18 protein-coding genes are annotated in these 19,502 nt (G+C 35.5%); 12 read left to right on the forward strand and 6 right to left on the reverse strand.

Features of this window, described 5'->3' with window-relative positions:
- The first annotated feature begins 54 nt into the window (after positions 1–54).
- The 3 genes from AMQ68_RS02250 to AMQ68_RS25885 all read left to right on the forward strand — a co-directional run bounded on the left by AMQ68_RS02250 (position 55) and on the right by AMQ68_RS25885 (position 3,702).
- On the forward strand, positions 55–930 hold the full coding sequence (locus tag AMQ68_RS02250; RefSeq protein ID WP_054509002.1) for an alpha/beta hydrolase: 876 nt from the start codon (positions 55–57) through the stop codon (positions 928–930).
- A gap of 313 nt (positions 931–1,243) precedes the next feature.
- On the forward strand, positions 1,244–2,599 hold the full coding sequence (locus tag AMQ68_RS25880) for a glycoside hydrolase family 3 protein (protein ID WP_369678593.1): 1,356 nt from the start codon (positions 1,244–1,246) through the stop codon (positions 2,597–2,599).
- Positions 2,566–3,702 (forward strand): glycoside hydrolase family 3 C-terminal domain-containing protein, encoded by a 1,137-nt coding sequence (locus AMQ68_RS25885; RefSeq protein ID WP_369678594.1) that lies wholly within the window; start codon positions 2,566–2,568, stop codon positions 3,700–3,702. Before AMQ68_RS25880 ends, AMQ68_RS25885 begins: the two co-directional genes overlap by 34 nt.
- A gap of 202 nt (positions 3,703–3,904) precedes the next feature.
- Here AMQ68_RS25885 and AMQ68_RS02260 read toward each other — a convergent pair whose 3' ends face one another.
- On the reverse strand, positions 3,905–4,693 hold the full coding sequence (locus AMQ68_RS02260; RefSeq protein ID WP_054509003.1) for an SDR family oxidoreductase: 789 nt from the start codon (positions 4,691–4,693) through the stop codon (positions 3,905–3,907).
- Positions 4,694–5,392: 699 nt separating this feature from the next.
- Between AMQ68_RS02260 and AMQ68_RS02265 the strand changes: the two genes are divergently transcribed.
- Entirely contained in the window at positions 5,393–6,580 is a 1,188-nt protein-coding gene (locus AMQ68_RS02265) for an MFS transporter (RefSeq protein ID WP_241775031.1), read from the forward strand.
- A gap of 36 nt (positions 6,581–6,616) precedes the next feature.
- Here the strand turns inward: AMQ68_RS02265 and AMQ68_RS02270 are convergent, their stop codons facing one another.
- Positions 6,617–7,000 carry a helix-turn-helix domain-containing protein gene (locus AMQ68_RS02270; RefSeq protein WP_054509005.1) on the reverse strand — a complete coding sequence of 128 codons (384 nt, stop codon included), beginning with the start codon at positions 6,998–7,000 and terminating at the stop codon, positions 6,617–6,619.
- Between the two features lie 92 nt (positions 7,001–7,092).
- Between AMQ68_RS02270 and AMQ68_RS02275 the strand changes: the two genes are divergently transcribed.
- From AMQ68_RS02275 to AMQ68_RS02305, 8 genes are all read left to right on the forward strand, one after another.
- Complete coding sequence (locus AMQ68_RS02275; RefSeq protein ID WP_241775032.1) at positions 7,093–8,097, forward strand: alpha/beta hydrolase; 1,005 nt, start codon at positions 7,093–7,095, stop codon at positions 8,095–8,097.
- Positions 8,098–8,110: 13 nt separating this feature from the next.
- On the forward strand, positions 8,111–8,899 hold the full coding sequence (locus AMQ68_RS02280) for an MFS transporter (protein WP_241775033.1): 789 nt from the start codon (positions 8,111–8,113) through the stop codon (positions 8,897–8,899).
- An 86-nt stretch (positions 8,900–8,985) separates the two neighbouring features.
- Entirely contained in the window at positions 8,986–9,276 is a 291-nt protein-coding gene (locus AMQ68_RS25475) for a hypothetical protein (RefSeq protein ID WP_241775034.1), read from the forward strand.
- A gap of 107 nt (positions 9,277–9,383) precedes the next feature.
- Positions 9,384–10,082, forward strand: coding sequence for a DsbA family oxidoreductase (locus AMQ68_RS02285; protein ID WP_054509006.1), 699 nt, complete (start codon positions 9,384–9,386; stop codon positions 10,080–10,082).
- Positions 10,083–10,094: 12 nt separating this feature from the next.
- Positions 10,095–10,676, forward strand: a complete 582-nt coding sequence (locus AMQ68_RS02290; protein WP_054509007.1) for a nucleosidase — start codon at positions 10,095–10,097, stop codon at positions 10,674–10,676.
- Between the two features lie 75 nt (positions 10,677–10,751).
- Complete coding sequence (locus AMQ68_RS02295; protein WP_054509008.1) at positions 10,752–11,546, forward strand: helix-turn-helix domain-containing protein; 795 nt, start codon at positions 10,752–10,754, stop codon at positions 11,544–11,546.
- 292 nt (positions 11,547–11,838) lie between these two features.
- Positions 11,839–12,849 carry a S41 family peptidase gene (locus tag AMQ68_RS02300; RefSeq protein ID WP_054509009.1) on the forward strand — a complete coding sequence of 337 codons (1,011 nt, stop codon included), beginning with the start codon at positions 11,839–11,841 and terminating at the stop codon, positions 12,847–12,849.
- Between the two features lie 9 nt (positions 12,850–12,858).
- A complete protein-coding gene (locus AMQ68_RS02305) occupies positions 12,859–13,377 on the forward strand; it encodes a GNAT family N-acetyltransferase (RefSeq protein WP_054509991.1) in 519 nt (172 codons plus the stop codon).
- Between the two features lie 4 nt (positions 13,378–13,381).
- Here AMQ68_RS02305 and pdeM read toward each other — a convergent pair whose 3' ends face one another.
- From pdeM to AMQ68_RS02325, 4 genes are all read right to left on the reverse strand, one after another.
- Positions 13,382–14,026, reverse strand: coding sequence for a ligase-associated DNA damage response endonuclease PdeM (gene pdeM / locus AMQ68_RS02310; protein WP_054509010.1), 645 nt, complete (start codon positions 14,024–14,026; stop codon positions 13,382–13,384).
- Between the two features lie 237 nt (positions 14,027–14,263).
- Positions 14,264–16,708, reverse strand: coding sequence for a ligase-associated DNA damage response DEXH box helicase (locus AMQ68_RS02315; protein ID WP_123905581.1), 2,445 nt, complete (start codon positions 16,706–16,708; stop codon positions 14,264–14,266).
- A gap of 93 nt (positions 16,709–16,801) precedes the next feature.
- The gene (locus tag AMQ68_RS02320) at positions 16,802–18,382 is read right to left on the reverse strand and encodes an ATP-dependent DNA ligase (protein WP_054509011.1); all 1,581 of its coding nucleotides are present in this window, start codon (positions 18,380–18,382) and stop codon (positions 16,802–16,804) included.
- An 84-nt stretch (positions 18,383–18,466) separates the two neighbouring features.
- Positions 18,467–19,486, reverse strand: a complete 1,020-nt coding sequence (locus AMQ68_RS02325; RefSeq protein ID WP_054509993.1) for a ligase-associated DNA damage response exonuclease — start codon at positions 19,484–19,486, stop codon at positions 18,467–18,469.
- Positions 19,487–19,502: the final 16 nt, after the last annotated feature.

Below are 19,502 nucleotides of genomic sequence, written 5' to 3' on the forward strand. Positions count from 1 at the left end.
GTGTAAAACCTTTGAGCCTTTTGTGGTTAATAAAAATACTTAAAACTTAATACAATGAAAAAACTCATCATAGCAAGTTTATTCCTTATCGGGATCAACAATGTACAGGCTCAGAAAAGCATTTCATTATACAGTGGAAAAGCTCCGGGCTCAGAAAACTGGAAGCAAAAAGAAGCGCAAACCTATTCTGATTTGTTTAAAACCGAGGTTGTTTACAATGTAACACAACCCACAATTTTAGTCTTTGAAGCGGATAAGGCTAAAGCCAACGGAACAGTGATTGTTATTGCTCCGGGTGGTGGTTTTCAAAGTTTATCGATTAACAGAGAAGGGATTGATATGGCAAAAAAACTAGCCGAAAACGGAATTACTGCCATTGTGCTAAAATACCGTTTATTGGAAACAAAATCCAACGATCCTGCCCGTGAAATGATGGAGAACATCAAAGACAGAAAAGCTTTTGATACGAAAACCGCTCCCATTAAAGTAATGGCAGGCGAAGATATCAAAACAGCTATTTCTTATGTAAGAGCTCACGCTAAAGAATTAAATATTCAGGCTGATAAATTAGGGGTAATCGGTTTCTCGGCTGGAGCAAGTGTAATTTTAGAAAGTGTTCTTCACAGCAAAGATGCTTCTACTTTACCCAATTTTGCGGCTTCCATTTATGGTGGACCGAATGAAGATATTTTAACTTCAAAAATCCCAACACCCATGCCATTATTTATTTGTGCAGCAACCGATGATCAGTTGAAACTAGCTCCAAAAAGCATTCAGCTTTACAATAAATGGTTAGAAGCGGGACAACCTGTGGAACTTCACATGTATGAAAAAGGAGGCCATGGTTTCGGAATGGGAACGCAAAATTTACCTGTTGACAAATGGTCAGATGTCTATCTGGATTGGTTGAGATACCATAAGTTTTTATAACATTTTAATCTGTTTAAGATGTAACCACAAAAGAAACAAAAGCTTATGCTTTAATAAAAAATCTCATTAATAAATTATTTAAGAGCACAACAGTATTCAAAATTTTTCGATTTTTATCTTATGTGACCTTGTGATTTTTTATTTCAAGCTTAAAAAAAACTTTTGTCCCTTTTGTGGTAATAATAGTATCGCATGAAATCAATTATTATAAAATAGCTTCGTTATTCTTTGAAAGTTAACTATTTAGATACCTGATTCATGTTCGAATATTTTTATACTAAACTCAAATTATTTAATTCAAAAAATAAAAAATATGAAGAAGAACCAATCTGCATTGATCAAACTTGTTCAAAAAGCTAAAAACTCAGGATTATTTCTTGTTTTATTAGCAACATCGGCGGTTGCAAATGCTCAGCAAAATAATCAGACGGTTACCGTAAACGGTCAAACGTTTAAAGATGCCAATAAAAACGGAAAATTAGATCCTTGGGAAGATATGCGTCTTTCCGTGGATAAAAGAATAGATGCGATTGTTAAAGAAATGACCAACGCAGAAAAAGTAGATGTATTGATTGGAACAGGAATGCCCGGAATTGAAGTGCTGACAGGTCCTGTGGGTGATTCAAAACAAGGTCTTGTTCCCGGAGCAGCGGGTGGAACAGCTTCTTTCGAGAGATTCGGAATTCCTGCGACAGTAGTTGCTGATGGTCCTGCGGGGCTAAGGATTGCGCCGACCAGAGAGAATAATTCAAAAACCTATTATGCAACAGCATTTCCGGTGGGGACAGCGCTAGCTTCTACTTGGAACAAAACCTTGCTAGAGCAAGTAGGAAAAGCAATGGGGAACGAAGTAAAAGAATATGGAGTAGACGTATTATTGGCTCCGGCGTTAAATATTCACCGAAACCCTCTGAACGGAAGGAATTTTGAATATTATTCTGAAGATCCTTTAATTTCAGGAAAAACAGCCGCTGCTATTGTTAATGGAATTCAGTCTCAAGGAGTGGGAACTTCCATCAAACATTTTGCGGCCAATAATGAAGAAACCAACCGTTTGACGATCAATGCTCACGTTTCAGAACGTGCGATGAGAGAACTCTATTTAAAAGGTTTTGAAATCACGGTTAAAGAATCTCAACCCTGGACGGTAATGTCTTCTTATAATTTGTTGAATGGAGTCTATACTTCAGACAGCAAAGATTTACTGACTCAGGTGTTAAGAAACGAATGGGGTTTCAAAGGAATTGTAATGACCGATTGGTTTGGTGGCTTCCCAGGATTTGAATCCATCAAAGACGGAGGGATTTCTGATGTTGTAAAACAGATGAATGCAGGGAACGATCTTTTGATGCCGGGAATTCCTGCACAGAAAAAAGTTCTTCTTGCCGCCCTTGATTCAGGGAAATTATCTCAGGAAGTTGCCAATGTAAACGTGAAAAGAATTTTGGAATATATTTTCCGAACTCCCACTTTCACACACTACAAATACAGCGACAAGCCCAACCTTGCTCAAAATGCAGAAGTCACAAGAAATGCTGCTACAGAAGGAATGGTTTTGCTTAAAAATGATAACAACGCACTGCCTTTTGCTAACAAGCAGAAAGAGGTTTCCTTATTTGGAGTTACTTCTTACGCTTGGATCACGGGGGAACAGGAAGTGGAAGTGTGAATAATAAACACACCGTTTCATTATTGGAAGGGCTAAATTCTGCAGGATATCAACTGGATAAAGAGTTGGTGAATCTCTATAAACCTCACGCAGAAAAAGAAAGAATTGCAGAAAAAGAAAGAAGAAAAGGAAAAGGGATTTTAGCGTTACCTGGAAGACTTTCTGAAATGAAAATGGACGATGCTTTCCTTGCTAAAAAAGCTGAAATGTCAGAAATTGCTTTCGTGACTTTAGGAAGAAATTCTGGTGAAGGCGGTGATAGAGTTGTTGATAATGATTTTAATCTGGCGACCGAAGAAATTGAAATGCTGGATAAGATTTCAAAAGCCTTCCACGCAAAAGGTAAAAAAGTGGTGGTGATCTTAAATATCGGCGGTGTTATTGAAACGGCATCATGGAAAGATAAAGTAGACGCTATTGTATTGGCTTGGCAACCTGGCCAGGAAGGCGGACATTCTGTAGCAGACGTTGTTTCAGGGAAAATAAACCCTTCCGGAAAACTGACAATGACGTTTCCTGTAAAATATGTAGATACGCCTTCTGCGAAAAACTTCCCGGGAGTTCCTGCTGAAAACCCGAAAGAAGTAACGTATGAAGAAGGAGTGTATGTGGGATACCGTTATTTCAATACCTTTAATGTAAAACCTTCGTATGAATTCGGATTTGGAAAGTCGTATACCAGTTTTGATTATTCGAATATAAAAATAAGTTCACCCACTTTTAAAGATAAATTGGAGGTGAAGGTTACCGTTAAAAACAGCGGAAAAGTAGCCGGAAAAGAAGTGGTAGAATTATACCTGTCTGCTCCAAATAAATTAATCGACAAGCCAAAATCTGAGCTGAAAGCTTTTGCAAAAACAAAGGAATTACAGCCTGGTGAAAGTGAAACGATTACTTTACAACTTAATCCAAAAGATTTAGCTTCATTTATCACCGAGAAAAGTGCTTGGGTCGCTGAAAAAGGAAAATATAAGATTGCTGTTGGCGCATCCTCTTTGGATATCAAACAAACTGCTGAGTTTGAAGTAAATTCGGATCTTGTTGTAGAAAAGGTACAGCATGTTTTCCCTGCGGATAAACAGTTTAAGGATTTAAGACCTTAAATTTGTTTAAACTTTTTTTAACCACAAAAGGAACAAAAGATTAACACTTTAGTATTTTAAGTTAATTGTTAAACCGCTAATAAGAGCACATAAGTTTTAAAAACATTTGCATATTGAGCGGAGTCGAAATATTATTCTTAAATTAGTGTAAACAAACTTCTTAAAATAAACAACAAAAAGAGGTTCACATTGAACCTCTTTTTTAATAGGTATTATTTAATCCACCATCCAAAGGGATATTGGTTCCTGTAAGATAAGCCGCATATTCTGAGGCTAAAAAAGCAACCAAATGACCATATTCTTCAGGCTTTCCTAATCTTTTCATAGGGATTTTATCTTCTCTGCCTTTTTTTATTTCTTCCACAGATTGATTGTTCCGTTCTGCTTCGTGATCGATCAGTTTTTTAATTCGTTCGGTATCAAAATATCCTGTCAGAACATTGTTAACCGTAATATTATATTGCGCCACTTCATTGGCTAATGTTTTTGCCCATGCTGCTACTGCTGAACGAATAGAATTTGAAAGCACTAAATTATTAATCGGCGATTTTACCGACAGAGAAGAAACATTGATAATTCGTCCGTGATTTTGTCTAATCATATAAGGCAACGCTAAAGTGGTAGTTTCACAAACCGTTTTAAAAACCAGATCAAAAGCTTTTTGGTAATCATCTACCTTTTTTTCTAAGGCAACTCCAGGCTCGGGACCATTGGTGTTATTGACAAGAATATCAACCGAATTATTTTTAAAATACTCCGAAATAATACCTCTATATTTTTCAAAATCAGAAAAATCTGCTACCAGATATTGATGTTTCTGTTTTTCATTAACAATGGGTAAAGAAGCTACAAAACTTTTCAACTTCTCTTCATTTCGAGCCATTACAGTGACGTTTGCCCCGCATTTTGCCAATTCTATTGCAATTCCTGCCCCGATTCCTTGGGTAGCGGCTCCTACTAATGCATTTTTTGATATTAATTGAATATTCATGAATCTATCTTTTCTAATTAATCCTATTAGATAAATGTACGGAAAAGTCTTGATTTCAGTGAAAAGTGAGAATAATTAAAATATTCTATTTTTTGTAGTTGGAGAATCGCAAAGGCGCAAAAGTATAACTAAAATAATGTTTTAAGGCGCAAGGATTTTATCTTTGATAAAGAACCTGTTTAAACTAATTAAAAATTTAACCGCAAAAGAATCAAAAGCTATCGTTGATTTATTAAGGATTGGTTATTGAGAAAGCAAAAGTCTACAAAAGAATAAAAATCAAAGATTTTTAAAAACTTATGTGCTCTTATTTGTGGCCTAATACTCAACTTAAAGTGACTAATGTGTTAATCTTTTGTCAATTTTGCGGTTAAAATAAAAGTTTAAACAAGTTGAAAATTTAAATCGTATATCACTAAACATTTGCTGAAAATATATGATTTTTTTGCACCTTAAAAACAGCATAACGATTAAAAACCTTTGCGCGATTGAGATTGTCCAAAAAAAAATTAATTAAACACTCGAAAATAGATAATTTGTACAAATCTCTTTTTACAAAAATAAGTACCTTTGCAGGTCTTTAAAAAATATTCTTTGCTGATTGATTTCATTGATTTTATAATTAATCATTAACAATTTGAAATACATCAAAAGTCAAGAATTCTATAACTAAATTTGAAGTAAATTTTTACCATGCAGATGAGCGCTTCTAACGGTATTTCGCGTACTGTAATTTGGCTAATGGCCATTATTTCCGGACTTGTAGTGGCCAACAATTATTACAACCAACCTTTATTGGGACTTATTTCGAAAGATTTAAATGTTTCTGAAAGTGCAGCCAGTCGAATTTCTATGCTTACTCAAATAGGATATGCGATTGGATTATTAATGATTGTTCCTTTGGGAGATAAATTTTTCCGCAAAAGATTAATTTTGATTGATTTATTTTTAGTTTTTGGATCATTATTGTGGATGACATTTGCAACCCAGTTATGGATGTTGTATGCTGCAAGTTTACTGATTGGAGTGACGTCTGTAATTCCCCAATTATTTATCCCGATTGCCGCAGAACTATCGTCTGATAAAGAAAAATCTTCCAATATCGGAACCGTGATGTCGGGCTTATTATTAGGAATTCTTTTGTCAAGATTTATAGGCGGAATTGTAGGCGATGTCTGGGGATGGAGAGCGATGTTTGGAATCGCTGCAGGACTGATGATCTTGGTTTGGTTTGCCGTTTACAAAATGCTACCCGAGATGCAACCTAATTTTAAAGGAACCTATAAAGAATTGATGCGTTCTGTGGGACACTTAGCTAAAACACAGCCTATTTTACAGTTGGCTTCATTCCGTGGCGCGATGGCATTTGGGTCGATGTGTGCTTTGTTTACAACATTGGTTTTTCACATGGAGAAACCGCCATTCAATGCAGGGGCATCCGTTGTAGGAAGCTTCGGATTAGCTGGTGCAGTGGGTGCTTTAGCTGCTGCGAAAGTTGGGAAACTTCAAAAATTCTTAGATATCAACAGAATTATTTCTTATTCTTTATTGGTTGTGTTGGGAAGTTGGGCGTTCACGTATTTTGGAGGCGAAACGTATTGGGGACTGATTGTAGGCGTAATCCTTGTGGACTTAGGTGTACAATCGAGTCACATTATGAATCAAACCAATTACTTTTTAATAAAATCTAATGCCGTCAACAGATTAAACACCGTTTATATGGTGTGTTATTTCATCGGCGGATCATTAGGAACATGGCTGGCTTCAATCGCATGGCAATATGCGCAATGGGACGGTGTTTGTTTCGTGGGAGCATCCTTTGGTCTATTGGCCTTGATTGCTCATATCCTGTTCTGTAACAAGGTGAATAAAGAGACTGGAAACTAGATTCTTTTAAAGTTTAAAATATTTCAATAAATCTCATTAATTTTCATCAACTTCCAATAGCTGCTCTTGGATTAATTTTTTGTGCTTTTTTCCCCAATCTTCCAACTGTCTCCAAATAGGAATCAGATCTCTGGCTATTTCTGTTAATTCATAATCTACCCTTGGAGGAACTTGGGCATACACAGTCCTTTTTAGTAAACCATCTTTTTCCATTTCTCTTAAATGTAGGGTAAGCATTCTCTCTGTGATTCCTGAAATTCGGTCTCTGATCTCACTGAAACGCAATTTGCCGTTTTCAAGCTTACATAAGATCAAGAGTTTCCATCTTCCTCCAGTTTTGCAAACCGCATACGTTAAATCACATTCCGTAATGTATTGTGAATTAATACTGTTCGTTGAGTTTTCCTTTTTCTTTGCCATTACTTACAAATTTGTTAGTACCATACAATTAACTGTGTACAGTGCAAATTTAGGGTTTGTTTTTTACTTTTGCTCCCTCAAAATAAATAAACGTGCAGAAAATAATAGGAACGCTTCTCATTCTGGGAACTATTTCCTGTAAAAACATCAGTAATACCAAAAGAGAAACAAATATGCAATTAACCACTACAATAGGTAAAGTACTAGACTATTTACCAAAAATAGAAGTATTCGACAGTCAGAATCCTTTAGAGATTAGTCGAAAAAATTATGAGATCATGACTCAGCAACTGAGTGGTAAAAAAGAACCGGTTGCAATAATCGAAGAACTAAATATTCCGGAAGAAGATCATCAAGTCCCAGTTAGAATATACAGACCTAAAGGCGTCACTTCAAAATCGCCTGCTATTATTTACATTCATGGGGGTTGGTTTATTTCCGGTGGTTATGAAACTCATGATGCAATCGCCAGAAAATTAGCGAATGCAACAGGTGCCGTAATTTTGTTTGTAGATTACCGTCTTGCGCCTGAACATCCTTTTCCTGCCGGATTAAATGATTGTAAAACGGCTGCTGAATGGCTTATCCATAATGCTGAAAAATTAGGAATTGATTCTCAAAAAATCGGGATTATTGGGGACAGCGCAGGGGGAACTTTAGCCACAGCTTTAACGACTCAATTGGGAAATCAATTACAATTTCAGGTTTTAATTTATCCTGCCGCTGATAATACGCTCAACACAACATCTTGGGAAACTTATCAAGACGGTCCGGTTCTTAATAAAGAGTGGGGATCACAAGCATGGAAATGGTATTTATCATCCGAAGAAGACCAAAAGAATCCATTAGCTGTTCCTATGTTAATAAAAGATTTTACAGAAACCCCTCCCACGTTGGTTATCGTGGCAGAACATGATCCTTTAAGAGATGAAGGTGAAGAACTGGCCCAACATATGAAAGACTCGGGAATCTCAGTGAAAACCAGCCTTTATAAAAATATGGTTCATGGGTTTATGCACATGGGAATTATTCTCGATGAAACACAATCTGCCATTGAAGAAATCGCAGAATTTACAACTGAAAATTTAGAAAAATAATAGACTTAAAAAAATGAAAAAATTCGCATATATAGGATGTTTGGGCTTTCTGGCCGTTATTACTACCGAGTTCGGTGTGATTGGTATTCTTCCTCAGATAGCAGAGCATTATCAAATCAGTATCGATAAGGCTGGGTATTTATTAAGTGCTTTTGCGTTGATTATTGCGCTTACAGGACCTTTTATGACATTACTAATGTCAGGATTTGACCGTAAAAAAGTAATGTTTGCTGCCATATTTATGTTTCTGATCACGGGAGTTGTTTCCTCATTTTCGCCCCCTTTCTGGTTGCTGATGTTGGTCAGAATATTGCCTGCCTTTTTACAGCCTGTTTATATTGCCAGTGCTTTATCGGTTGCAGTCTCTAACGCCGATAAAAAACACAGCAATGAATTGATGGGGATTGTATTCAGCGGTGTTGCACTGGCTATGGTAACTACGGTTCCTTTTGCGACATGGCTATCAAGTGTTTGGTCTTGGGAATCTTCTTTTATCGTTCAGTCTGTTGTGAGTGTAATTGCTTTGGCAGGAATTTATTTTTTACTGCCTCCAATGCCTGTAAAAGAGAAAAAATCTTACGGAAGTCAGCTTAAAATATTAGCACAGCCTACGTTTATCATCAGTACGCTGATGAACTTTTTCATGATTACGGCTTGGTTTTCTACCTACAGTTATTTTGCAGATTATCTGAACAAAGCAAAAGGAATGGACAGCACAATGATTAGCTATATGCTTTTTCTATTCGGGATCATCGGCGTTTTTTCCAATTGGATCTCAGGAAAAATGCTCAATAAAATATAACCGGAACCACCGCCTTTTTCCTTTCCGGAACTATTTTAGTCCCAGTTTTATTATACTTTTCAGATGGAAATTTACTGGCAACGATTGTGGTCATTGGTATTTGGGGCTTTCTTTATTCTCCAAGTTTCCTTAACGCTTCCACTTATATGATCTCTTCAGTACCTCAATCATTGGAATTTGCCAACAGCCTGGCAACTTCATTCGGTAATTTAGGCGTAACCCTTGGAACAACGGTGGGCGGATGGATGATCATCACAAAAGGGGTAGAATTTAATCCTTGGATTGGAGTTGTTTTCGGGATTCTGGCCTTCATTATGATAGGAGTGAGAAGCCTGTTGGAACGCAGAGAAAAAACTGTGGTACTATGCGGGGAATAAACCGGAATATATTTGGTCGAAATAGCCAGATATATTAACTTTGATTGACTTAAAATAAGTGAAGAAATCTTTACAGAAGATTCATTAAAGTATTAAAATAAGAAAAAATGAAAGTAGAAATCTGGTCGGATGTAATGTGTCCGTTTTGCTATATAGGAAAACATAATTTTGAACAGGCGCTTGAGAAATTGCCATTCAAAGATGAAGTAGAAGTAGAGTGGAAGAGCTTTCAGTTGGACCCGACGTTAGATCCTTCGGAAACAAAAACAACCACTGAATATTTTAAAGAAAAGAAAGGGTTTCCTGATGCTCAGGCTAAGCAAATGATTGGTCAGGTAGCACAGATGGGAGCGATGTCGGGAATTAATTTTAATTTTGAAAAAGCATTAATTACCAATACATTTTCATCCCATAAATTGATTCATTTAGCTAAAAAACACAACAAAGCTTCCGAAGCAGAAGAAGCTTTATTTGAAGCACATTTTCTGGAAGGTAAAAATGTTGGAGATCTTGAAGTACTGGTTTCTATTGCTGGAAAATTAGGAATTGATCAGGAAGAAGCAAGACAGGTTTTAAGTTCTGATGAATTTAATAATGAAGTAAATCAGGATATTACAGATGCAAAAAGTAATGGCATTAGCGGTGTTCCGTTTTTTATTCTGAATGGGAAATATGCGGTTTCAGGTGCACAGCCTGTAGAAGCTTTTGCAGAAGCCCTTCAACAGACCTATAAAGAAACTGTAGTTCCTTTTAAAGATATTTCTAATGGTGGAGCTTCTTGTGATGCCGATGGTTGCAGCATTTAACATTCCTATTTCATGATAAAAATAAACGACGAACTTCATTATTCGGTTTCCGATACGCTTTTTGTTTTTGCTTTAGATTCAGAAGCTGGGGAAGATTTTAACGATAAAAATAAATTGGTTACAGGAATTGGTAAAGTAAATGCAGCCATGGAATTAACCAAAGAAATTCATCTCAGAAAACCAAAATTGATTGTAAATTTAGGTTCGGCAGGAAGCAAAAGTTTTAATAAAGGCGAAGTTATTTGCTGTACAAAATTTATCCAGCGAGATATGGATGTAAGAGGTCTTGGATTCAGTTTATATGAAACCCCGTTGTCTGGAATTCCGCCTGTGTTGGAATATGGTTTGAAAAAGCATGAGCTAAAAGAAGGCGTTTGCGGAAGCGGTGACAGCTTTGAAATGAATCATTCAGAAACCGATTATAATATTGTAGATATGGAAGCCTATCCATTAGCATTGATTGCAATGAAAGAGAACATTCCGTTTCTATGTTTAAAATATATCTCAGATGACGCCGGAAGCGATGCAGCAGACGATTGGGCTGTACAGGTACATTTGGCTTCTGAGGCTTTTAAGAAAATACTATTCTCCTAAAATTATATACAAATCCTGAAGTTTTTCTTCAGGATTTTGTTTTCAATTTGTATTTTTACGTTTCTGCTCCATTTTATGAAAGTCAACTTCTATCAGCCCATTCATCCTATTCTTAAGAAATATATTGAAGGATATTATTTTATGTCTAAAGATGAATCTCAGGAGCCTATCAAATACCTTACGTTTCCCGACAACTATTTTATTTTATCCGCTTGTCAAAATGTATCTATTGTTCAGGAAAAAGGATGGTTGAAAATTCATGAATCTTCATCAGAGAATCTAATCATTGATTTTGTTTCTCAATGTTCTGTCCCGACGGAAATTCTTTATCAACAGTCGATTAATGAAGTTACCGTTTACTTTAAACCGCTAGGAATGTATCACTTTTTTGAGGCAGATCAGAGTACAGATTTAAAGGCTAACATTCAGGATTCAGATTTTAAAGAAATAATGGGTCAAATCTTAAAAGAATCCGACAGAAAAATGCAGATCCAATTACTGGAGGAGTATTGGCTTTTAAAATTTAAATTGAAAGATTTAACCTTGGCTTCTGCCATCACGTATGATTTAGATTCTGAACTGAGCATCGAAGAAATCGCCACAAAAAATAAGATCACCAGACAATATGTAAATAAGGTTTCTAAAAGATATTTGGGCAAACCCGCTTCTGAATACAGAAAAATCCAGAGATTCAGAAAAGTTTTAATAACCAATAGGAAAGTGAAAAACCTTACCGAGCTTTCCTATGAAAACCTTTTTTATGACCAATCACATCTTATCAAAGACTTTAAAGAACTCACCAAGATAAACCCTAAAAAGTTTTTTGAAAATGTAGATACTGAGCAGAATAATATCTGGCTGTTTATTTAATCTTACCCCTTCTCAGATTTTAAAATTTAGTCTTTGATGAAAAGATTATTATTGAATTTCACTACTAAGATGTGATTAAGAGGGTAAGAATATTAAGTTTCGCTTTGCTTTATGGCTTAGACATCTATTTTATTATTCTTAATTAAACTTCACTTCTTCAATGTTCTTAATGGTTTAAACTTTTTGATCTTTATATCTATCTTGTCCTGACTGATTTTATTTGAGTTTCCATTTTTACAATTTAAGTTTTATCCGTTCAAATACCTTTGTTGAAACATTACATTCTTGTTCTATGAAAAAATTAATCGCCGGAATTTTTCTATTCCATTCTATGATCTCTTATGCTCAGAGGGATAACACGACAAAAGTACTGTCTGATATTACAGATAAGGTAAAGCAATATTATATTGATAAGGATACTTATAAAAAGGTAGATTCTTTATTTCAAAGTGAAGTTAAGAAAGGGTCGTTTAACAATTTAACTCAAAAAGAATTCGCGGCATTGGTCACTGAAAAATTGAGAACAACTATTAAAGACAAACACTTTTTTGTTAAATATATTGAGAACTATACCCCCGAAAAACAAGGAAATGAAAAGGAAATGGAGAAATTAAATAATTTTCATAACAGTCTTGAAAATTTCGGATTTGAACATGTTCAAAGATTACAGGGAAATGTTGGTTACATCAATTTTAAAGGGTTTGCAGATCCTAAATCCAGTGCAAAAGTATTAGAATCTGCCATGAATTTTGTAGCGAATACCAATTCTCTAATCATTGACCTCAGAGAAAATGGAGGCGGAGATAACGGTATGCTTCTGTTGTTCTGCAGCTATTTTTTCAATAACAAAACCGATTTGTATACAACCTATTCCAGATACAATAATACAACTGATCTTAACAGTACATTACCAAAGGTTTCTGGAGAGAAATATCTGAATAAAAAGGTATATATTCTGACAAGCAACAAAACATTTTCTGCGGGGGAAGCCCTTGCTTATTTTTTAAAAGAATATAAATTAGCCGAAATAATTGGAGAAAAAACAGGTGGTGCAGCCAATCCTGTGAAGGATTTTATTATTCAGAATCAATACTTATTGCTTGTTCCGGCAGGTAAAGTTACGTCATCGGTAAGCCATAGCAATTGGGAACACATCGGGGTAAGTCCGGATCAGGAAACAAAAGTTGAGAATGCTTTAAAAGTCGCTCATGCAAAAGCCCTGCAGCATATTTTAAAAACAGATACAAAAACAGAATTAAGTATACCCGAAATAAAGAATCTTATTAATAAATTAGAGGAATAAATGAATAGAATGGCATCAATTATCATTAATAAAGCTTCTCTTGAAGATCTTGAAACCATACAAAATCTCGGAATCCAAACGTTTTCTGAAACCTTTGCAGAAAATAATTCTGAAGAAGCAATGAAAACATATCTTGAAAAAAGCTTTAATACGGAAAAAATTAAATCAGAACTCAATAATCCCGATTCATTTTTCTTTATCGCTTGGGAAGAAGATGATGCAATAGGATACTTGAAATTAAATTCCGGACAAGCTCAAACAGAATTACAGGATGAAACTTCTCTTGAGATTGAGCGTATTTATGTTAAGAAAAGCCATCATGGCAAAAAAATCGGACAACTATTGTACGACAAAGCCTTGGAAATAGCTCAACAGCACAAAAAATCATATGTATGGTTAGGTGTTTGGGAAGAAAATCTAAGAGCTGTACATTTCTACACGAAAAACGGTTTTGTTGAATTCGATAAACATATTTTCAGGCTGGGAGATGATGAGCAGACCGATTTAATGATGAAAAAAATGCTGTAATACTCTAAATTTCATGAATTTCAGAATCTGTAAAAACATAGAATCTTCCGCCTTTCGGAAGATTTTTTGTATCCAGTCCTGTAAACTCACTAAAAGCAGGAAGCAATAACTGATTTTCCGTTTGTACAAAGCAGGGAAGTCGTATTTTTTTTACAGCAGAATTAAGCACAATTCCGGGATGAATATGACCTGTAATCTGAAAACCTTCGATTGATTTATCAAAATCATGCACAAAAATAAAATCATTAATTTTTAATTGATTAGCTCTAAAATCAAGGTCTAATTTCTGAACTAAAGTTTTTGAGATTCGGTCGTGATTTCCTTCAACGAGATAAAATTTTATATTTGAATATTGGTTTTTCCATGTACAAAATTCATCAACATCAGAATTATCTCCGGCATGCAAAAGATCCCCAACAACAATGAATTTTTCAGGTTTAAAATATTCTATTAAAATTGATAATCGCTCTAAATCATTTTTCATGATATGATTCGCTAAGGCAATTCCGTTTTTTCTGAAATGAGCAGTTTTTCCGATATGAAGATCAGATAAAATCAGGGCTTTTTCCTTTTTCCAAAACAGCGCACGTTGATTGGTTAAAGTGAAAGTTTCGTTTTGAATAATTGTATTTTTTGTTGCTAAATTCATTTATCTATCTTGTTTTAAAAACCGCCTGTCATTCTGAATGGAACAAAGTGTAATGAAGAATCTTCCCTTCGTCAGAATGACAAACTTTGTGTATCCTTTTAATTCCTCAAAATACTTTTCCAGTAGAATGTTTGCTTATTTACCATAAAAACCTGTTAGGTTTAGAAATACACATAATTTATTAAGCATTTTTTCATTACAAAACTCACTCTTGAAGTATTGACAATTAACCTTTTTTCATTTTTTCTTCGCCTGTTCAATCAATTTTTTAATTCTTGCATCTAAACTTTCACTCGATAATGTCTGTCGTAAGCTATCCACTTTTATCGGGAAGCTTAAAGGGGTAAAAGTATTGGCAAATTTCAAAATAATTTTCGATTTTTCAATTCGTTTAAAGGCTTCCACTAATCTTTGTTCCTGCAACTGCATATTAAAAACTTCGGTGTAAGCTTGTCTTACTAAGAAATGATTGGGATCATAATCTTCTAATACTTTAAAAATTAAACCCGCAGAACTTTGTAGCGCTTTATTAGATCGCTGTTGTCCGGGAAAGTTTTGGATTACCATTCCAGAAATTACGGCGATATCACGGAATTTTCTTCTCGCCATCTCAGCAGAATTAATACTTGAAATTACATCAACCATCAAATTATCTCTGGTTAATATTTTTTGCAAATTATCTTCATTTAACGGAATTTCTTTATCGCTGAACAATTCAAAACCGTAATCATTCATTGCCATTGAAAAGGAAATCGGTGCTAATTTTGAAATTCGGTAAGCAATCAATGCCGCCATTACTTCATGTACCAAACGTCCTTCAAAAGGATACATAAATAAATGATAACCTTCGCGGTTTTTAATTAATTCAACCAAAAATTCATCATCTTTTGGAATATGAGAACGCTCTTCCTGTTTTGCCAATAATGGATGTAGAAATTTCAGTTCTTTCTCAGAAGCTTTTGGATTCAATGCGCCTGATAGTTTTTCTCTTAAAAAGTGTCCTAAATTCGAACTTAAAGGCAATCTTCCGCCCAAATAACTTGGTGCCATCGCTTTTCCTTTTGATAATCGAACATAGACCGTCATATCTTTAATCATGGACACCTCCAAGACTCTTCCAGCTAATATAAATTTTTCTTCTTTTTTTAATCTTGAGATAAAATATTCCTCAACCATTCCGATATATCCCCCTGAAATAAATTTCACTTTCAACATCGCATCACTTACGATGGCCCCCATATTCATCCGGTGAAGCATGGCTATTCTTCGGGAGGTTACTTTAAATAAACCATCTTCCATCATAACCACTTTGTGGTATTCTTCATAGCTTTTTAATGCACTTCCACCAATCGTCAAAAACTCAAGGATACTTTTCCATTCTTCATCTCTAATTTCTTGGAAAGTATAAATTTGTTTAATCCTTTCATAGGTTTCTTCAGGATGAAATCCGTCACCAATTGCTAAAGTCATTAAAAACTGAACCAATACATCAAAACACAACACCTGCGGATCACGAGGTTCAATGACTTTCTGTTTCACAGCTTCTTTCAATGCCGCAACCTCAATCAACTCTAAAGAATGGGTAGGGACACAATATATTTTTGAGGTCTCAAAAGGGGAGTGCCCGCTTCGTCCAGCTCTTTGCAGGAACCTTGCTACTCCTTTTGCCGAGCCAATTTGTATTACGGTATCAACAGGTTTAAAATCAATTCCTAAATCTAAAGATGAAGTGGAAACAACGGCTTTCAACTTTCCATTGCTTAAATTTTCTTCAATCCAGATTCTTAAATGAGCATCAATCGAACTGTGGTGAATCGCAATCTGACCCGCAAAATCAGGATAAGCCTCCAACAATAATTGATACCACATTTCACTCTGACTTCGGGTATTGGTAAAAACAATGGTTGATTTAGAAGCTAAAATAATCGGAACTACTTTATCCGCTAATTTATGTCCAAGATGTCCTGCCCAAGGCAAAATTTCTACTTCATCAGGAAAAACGGGAATAATATCAATCTTTTTATGTTCTTTAGCGGTAATTTTAGCCTTTTTAATAGCATAAGGAATTAAAGTTTCCAATGCTTCATCTAAATTCCCAATGGTTGCTGTGATTCCCCAAATTTTCATTTTTGGAACATATTTTCTTAATTGAGAAACACCTAATTCAACCATCACGCCACGTTTTGAACCCAACAGTTCATGCCATTCATCCACCACAAAACATTGGAGATTGGTAAAGAATCGGAGGTGGTTTTTCTGTCCGAGAAGAAGATGTAAACTTTCGGGAGTTACCACTAGAATATCAGGCATGTTTTTCACCTGTTGCTGTCTTACTTTGGGGTCTGTATCCCCATTTCGAACACCGACCGCCCAGTCTAATCCGATCTCATCAATCGCTTCCTGCATTGCTTTTGCAATGTCTTTTGACAGCGAACGAAGGGGAGTTACCCACATCATTTTCAATCCTTTTTTATATTTGTCGGGATGGGTTAGAAAATCGGATAGTAAGGCTAAGAAAACGGAGAACGTTTTCCCAAAACCAGTCGGAGCAATTACCATTCCGCTGTATCCGTTGCCGAATTTCCGCCAGGTTTCTATCTGAAAAATGAAAGGGGAATTGCCTTTATCAGCCATCCATTGTTGAATGACCTTAAATCCGTCGGTATTTTCAAATGCAGCCAAATTTTTGTTTTTTTTGATTTTTAACGCTAGGTCCGCAAGGATATTTTTAATTTTAAACAATTTCCTTGCGTCTTAGCGTTTATAAAATTTAATTTACTGAATCAATTTCTTAATTTCTTCCAAATCATCAATTTCATTCACCGTTTTATCTTTTCGCCATCTTACAATTCTTGGAAACCGTAATGCGACACCGCTTTTATGACGTTTGCTGAAACCTATTCCTTCAAAAGCGATCTCAAAAACCAATTCCGGTTTTACGGTACGAACAGGTCCGAATTTTTCAATCGCATTTTTATTGACGAACTTGCTGACTTCCATAATTTCTTTATCCGTTAAGCCTGAATATGCCTTTGCAATGGTGACCAGAGCATCGCCATTTTTCACGGCAAAACTGTAGTCGGTGTAATAAGCGCTTCGTCTTCCGCTTCCTTTTTGAGCATAGATTAAAACAGCATCAATGGTTAACGGATTGATTTTCCATTTCCACCAATCGCCTTTTTTTCTTCCGGAATGATAAGGTGAATTCTTTTGCTTTAACATCAACCCTTCACTATTAATATCTCTTGAATTTTCTCTGATTTGATTGAGATCTTCCCAGTTTTCAAAATCAATAACCTGAGAAAGCTTAATATTTTCAGGAGCTTGATTTAATAACAATTCTTCCAGCATGGCACGTCTTGCAGCAATCGGTTTTTCTCTTAGATCAGTTCCTTCCAATTCTAAAAGATCATAACAGAACACTTCAATCGGAATTTCCAAGAGCATTTTTTTAGGTAAATTTTTCCGGTTTAATCTTTTTTGTAATTCATTAAAATTTAAAACCTTATTATCTTTTACGGCTAATATTTCTCCATCCAAAACAAAATTTCCTTTCATTGCCTGTATGGTTTCTGCAACTTCGGGAAATTGTTTTGTTACTAATTCTTCACCTCTCGACCAAATGAAAACTTCATCATTTCGTCTGATAATTTGTCCACGAATTCCGTCCCATTTATATTCAACTTGCCATTCGTCCGGAGTTCCGAGTTCTCCCAATTCTTTTTCTAAAGGATAAGCCAAACAGAAAGGATAAGGTTTAGAATTATCTGGGTTAATATTTTCCGCTGAAATCAATTCTTTAAATGAAACTTCATCAGGTTGCCATTTTCCCATTAAACTGTGCATTAATGTACTTGCTTCCTGTCCTGAAAACTTCGTTAAAGAATTAATTAATGTTTTAGAAGACACGCCAATACGAAAACTCCCACCTAGTAATTTATTGAAAATCAAACGTTCTGTATAATCCAATCCATTCCATGAATGCAAAACGAATTCTTTTTTCTCTGCTTCTGATTTATTTTTTAAACTGATAATTTCATTCATCCATCCCGACAATGTTTTATCAATTTTTTCCGTTGGAGGAGGTAGTATTAACGAAATCGTTTCACCCAAATCTCCAACCGAAGAATAGCTTTCCTGAAACAGCCAAAATGGTAATTGGGTAATTTCCAGTGCCCATTCTTTCATATAATTGGTATTGACATTTCGTTTTGGTCTTTTACCTGTGAACAAAGCGATAAACCACAATTTATCTTCATCAGGAGCGCGTTCCAGATACTCAATAATGGCATCAATTTTTGCGTTGGTTTTGTTGGTACTTTCCAAAGCATTGATCAATTCTGCAAAATGTTTCATAAGTAGGGGATAGCATTTTTTTGTTCATTTTTTCCATTTTTCGTTAACCATGTCAAGGTTCAAAACCTTGACATGGTTAAGAGACTATTCAACATCTTTAATAACTTCCTTCTCGGTTTCCTCTTCATCATCACCGTACAACGTTTCAACGACATCAGATTTTATTCCGATTTCATTTAAATATTTAGAAAAAACTTCAGTTTGTCCGTGTGTTACATGAACAATTTCCGCTTCTGTTGCTTTAATGGCTTGCAACAATCCTTTCCAGTCGGCATGATCACTCATAGGAAATCCCGCATCGGCACTTCGCCATCTTCTTGCTCCGCGAACCTGCATCCATCCTGAACAAATGGCTGTTGCAGCATCAGGTATCTTTTTAATAACATTACTATCTAATAAAGCGGGCGGAACAATGACAATGTCACCTTGAACATGTTTTATACTTTCTCTAAAATCGGGAATTTCATAGTCTGGAAGGACAATTCCGACCTCTTCAAAAGCTTTGTTGAGCTTACCAATAGAGTAGTGAACATGGATTTTTCCCATTCCCTCAATCGCTTTCATAATCCTCTGCGCTTTACCTAAAGAATAGCCGATAAAAACGGATGTTTTTTGATTTTCCTGATTTCGTAACACCCAGTTTTGAAGTCTTTTATTAAGATCAGGAACTTCCAGCCAATTATAAATCGGGAGTCCGAAAGTACTTTCTGTAACAAATTCATTGCACTTGACCAATTCAAAAGGCGTACTTAATCCGTCGTCCTGAACTTTATAATCTCCGGAAATTACACTTACATATCCTTTGTATTCTAAACGGATTTGGGCAGAACCAATGATGTGGCCTGCCGGATGGAGTGAAAGTTTAACACCGTTAATATCCAAGACTTCACCATATTGTAAGGTCTGGCATTCAATATCCGGAGAAATTCTCTGATGTAAAATAGGTTTTGTGAAATGGTGACACAGGTATTTTTTCATTCCCCAGCGGGCATGATCGGCGTGACCATGGGTGATAACTGCATAATCAACAGGTCGCCAAGGATCAATATAAAATTTCCCTTGCGGACAGTAAATACCTTTATTGGTGAATGTGATTAGTTTCAATGCGGTGATTGGTTTA

It is taken from the genome of Chryseobacterium sp. ERMR1:04 (assembly GCF_001297705.1).
Classification (GTDB): Bacteria; Bacteroidota; Bacteroidia; order Flavobacteriales; family Weeksellaceae; genus Chryseobacterium.

Bases quoted from the DNA above. Each gene is read 5' to 3' on its own strand.
- AMQ68_RS02250 (WP_054509002.1), top strand. From the start codon at position 55: ATGAAAAAACTCATCATAGCAAGTTTATTCCTTATCGGGATCAACAAT.
- AMQ68_RS25880 (WP_369678593.1), top strand. From the start codon at position 1,244: ATGAAGAAGAACCAATCTGCATTGATCAAACTTGTTCAAAAAGCTAAA.
- AMQ68_RS02260 (WP_054509003.1), bottom strand. From the start codon at position 4,693: ATGAATATTCAATTAATATCAAAAAATGCATTAGTAGGAGCCGCTACC.
- AMQ68_RS02265 (WP_241775031.1), top strand. From the start codon at position 5,393: ATGAGCGCTTCTAACGGTATTTCGCGTACTGTAATTTGGCTAATGGCC.
- AMQ68_RS02270 (WP_054509005.1), bottom strand. From the start codon at position 7,000: ATGGCAAAGAAAAAGGAAAACTCAACGAACAGTATTAATTCACAATAC.
- AMQ68_RS02280 (WP_241775033.1), top strand. From the start codon at position 8,111: ATGAAAAAATTCGCATATATAGGATGTTTGGGCTTTCTGGCCGTTATT.
- AMQ68_RS02285 (WP_054509006.1), top strand. From the start codon at position 9,384: ATGAAAGTAGAAATCTGGTCGGATGTAATGTGTCCGTTTTGCTATATA.
- AMQ68_RS02290 (WP_054509007.1), top strand. From the start codon at position 10,095: ATGATAAAAATAAACGACGAACTTCATTATTCGGTTTCCGATACGCTT.
- AMQ68_RS02295 (WP_054509008.1), top strand. From the start codon at position 10,752: ATGAAAGTCAACTTCTATCAGCCCATTCATCCTATTCTTAAGAAATAT.
- AMQ68_RS02300 (WP_054509009.1), top strand. From the start codon at position 11,839: ATGAAAAAATTAATCGCCGGAATTTTTCTATTCCATTCTATGATCTCT.
- AMQ68_RS02305 (WP_054509991.1), top strand. From the start codon at position 12,859: ATGGCATCAATTATCATTAATAAAGCTTCTCTTGAAGATCTTGAAACC.
- pdeM (WP_054509010.1), bottom strand. From the start codon at position 14,026: ATGAATTTAGCAACAAAAAATACAATTATTCAAAACGAAACTTTCACT.
- AMQ68_RS02320 (WP_054509011.1), bottom strand. From the start codon at position 18,382: ATGAAACATTTTGCAGAATTGATCAATGCTTTGGAAAGTACCAACAAA.